The organism is Psychrilyobacter piezotolerans (genome assembly GCF_003391055.1).
GTDB classification, from domain to species: domain Bacteria; phylum Fusobacteriota; class Fusobacteriia; order Fusobacteriales; family Fusobacteriaceae; genus Psychrilyobacter; species Psychrilyobacter piezotolerans.
The window spans coordinates 1-2,802 of record NZ_QUAJ01000061.1 but is presented as its reverse complement, the minus strand read 5'-3'; the positions used below and the strand labels follow the sequence as shown (position 1 = coordinate 2,802).

At 35.7% G+C, this 2,802-nt stretch carries 2 protein-coding genes; one reads left to right on the top strand and one right to left on the bottom strand.

Features of this window, described 5'->3' with window-relative positions:
• Positions 1-177: 177 nt before the first annotated feature.
• Positions 178-1,557 (bottom strand): tyrosine phenol-lyase, encoded by a 1,380-nt coding sequence (locus DYH56_RS15515; RefSeq protein WP_199533058.1) that lies wholly within the window; start codon positions 1,555-1,557, stop codon positions 178-180.
• Positions 1,558-1,873: 316 nt separating this feature from the next.
• Here DYH56_RS15515 and DYH56_RS15510 point away from each other — a divergent pair.
• Positions 1,874-2,802, top strand: a 929-nt coding sequence (locus DYH56_RS15510) for an alanine/glycine:cation symporter family protein (RefSeq protein WP_147269632.1), incomplete at its 3' end; no start/stop codon positions are given.

Below are 2,802 nucleotides of genomic sequence, written 5' to 3'. Positions count from 1 at the left end.
ATATATGAATACAAAACAGAGTAAAAGATACCCATTAAAATCGAACAAAGTAGTGCAAGAAAAACTTTTAGGTTAAATTTAATTGGAAACATAATTATCACCATCCTATTTTAGTTTTAATATAGGTATGCCACCTATTTCAAATAGGTGGCATTTTTGTTTCTGAACTAATTCAATTTATTTTTGTTTAAATCTTCCAGTGAAGAATCTCAAGCAAGATGGTTCATATACCCATTCCAATCCTTTGATTGTATCTCTCTTCTCATATAAATCTATAATTGTATCTGCTACATAATCCAAATGAGCATAGGTATAAACTCTTCTTGGAATAGTAAGTCTGACAGTTTCTAACTTAGGTTTATGGTTTTCTCCAGTCACAGCATCTCTTCCTGCTGAGATTATTCCTCTTTCCATTGTACGAACACCTGATTCTACATAGATAGCTGATGCCAATGCCTGAGCCGGGAATTCTTCCTGGTCTAAGTGAGGTAAGAATTGTTTAGCATCTAAGAAGATTGCATGTCCTCCATATGGTTTTACCATAGGAACTCCTCCTGCAGCTAATTTTTCTCCCAGATATCTGATCTGATTAACCCTGTGGCTGATATAGTCATAGTTCATAGCTTCTTTGATTCCTATAGCCATAGCTTCCATATCTCTTCCTGCTAACCCGCCATAACTGGGCATTCCTTCAAATTGAACTACCATGGCAGTTGCCCGGAGATACAGATCATCGTCATTTACACAGAGGAATCCACCGATATTTGTGATGCAATCTTTCTTCCCACTCATTGTACACCCGTCTCCATACGAGAACATCTCATGTACTATATCTTTAATGGAAACATCTGCGTAACCCTCTTCTAAATCTTTTATAAAATAAGCATTTTCAACACATCTGGTTGCATCGTACATTACAAGTATTCCATTTTTATGAGCTAATTCAGATACTTCTTTGATATTTTGCATAGACACCGGCTGACCACCAGCTAGGTTTACAGTAACAGCCAGACAGATATATGGGATCTTATCTGCTCCTACTTCGTCTATAAGATCCTGGAATTTCTTTAAATCCACATTTCCCTTGAACAGAACATCTTCCCTGCTAGGGTCATGTGCAGCATCACATATTACATCTCTAAAGTTTGCTCCATTTCTTTCCTGATGGAATCTGGTTGTTGTAAAATACATGTTTCCAGGAACCCAGTCCCCGTCTTTGATAGTCAGAGAAGATAGAATGTTTTCTGCTCCCCTTCCTTGGTGAGTAGGTATAATATGCTTAAAACCAAAATATTCTTTCACTGTCTCTTGAAGGTGGTAGAAGTTTTTACTTCCAGCATAGGCTTCATCCCCTACCATAAGACCTGCCCATTGTTTATCACTCATGGCATTGGTTCCTGAGTCAGTTAATAAATCAACATAACAGTCATTAGATTTCAGTAAAAAAGTATTAAATCCAGCTTCTTCAATAGCTTTTTTTCTTTCCTCTGCATTTGGTAAAGTCATAGTCTCCACAGATTTGATTTTAAATGGTTCCGGCATAAATCTTTTTTTCATTAAAAAAACCTCCTAAATATATTTTTCAAAGTTTTATAAAACGATATTAAAAACGATATTTTTCGAATGTTTTAATTCCTATTTATGTATTCCTATGCTTCAATATTACCCCATTTTTTTTATTTGTCAATAGGTTTTAATTTTTTTTTATTATTACTTAATGGTTATAAAAAAATTTGCTATTTAATTATTTTTAAGGTAATAACTAAATAACATAATATTTTTTCGATATTTTAGTCCATAAAAATATCATTTTACATTTCAAGAGTATACTCTTTACAACTTTATTGTTTTTTATTGAAAAGGATGGTGAAAGATGCTGAATTATTTACAAAATATTGTTAATTTTGTCAATGGAATTTTTTGGGGTAAAAACCTTTTAGCTGTTATGTTACTTTCTGCTGGACTCTACTTTACAATTAGAACCAAATTTATGCCTGTAAGATTATTCAAAGAAATGATTAGAATTATATTGGAAAAAAATAAGTCTGAAGATGAGAATACCGTTTCATCATTTCAGGCTTTTTGTATATCTACAGCATCTCGAATAGGAGCCGGTAACCTTGCCGGAGTCGTTGCTGCTGTTTCTATTGGGGGACCTGGTGCTGTTTTCTGGATGTGGGTTGTTGCACTGGTAGGTGCTTCTTCTGCATTTATTGAGAGTACCCTGGCTCAAATTTATAAGGAAAAAGATCCACAGGGAGGATACAGGGGAGGACCGGCTTATTTTATGGAGAAGGCTCTCAAGAAAAGATGGATGGGGATCCTCTTTGCAATCTCGGGTCTTATTTGCTGGGCTGGCATAAGTCAGATAGTTTCCAACTCAGTGACAGAATCTTTTGAAAATGCCTTTAATATCCCTAGAATATATACTGTTTCTGTTCTTGTAATAGCAGCAGCAGCCATAATCTTTGGAAAAGGTAATAAAACAGCTAAAGTTTTGGATAAATTAGTCCCAGTAATGGCAGGTGCCTATGCAATTGTTGTTATTTTTATAATAGGAAAAAACATTACCCTTCTTCCCGGTGTCCTTGCCAGTATTTTTGAAAATGCTTTTGGTATACAGCAGGCTGTCGGCGGCGGATTCGGTGTTGTTGTAATGGCCGGGATAAAAAGAGGATTATTCTCCAATGAAGCCGGGAGTGGAAGTGCACCCTGTGCCGCTGCTGCTGCTGAGGTCAGCCATCCTGCAAAACAAGGATTAATACAGTCTTTAGGAGTTTATATAGATACCCTTGTTATTTG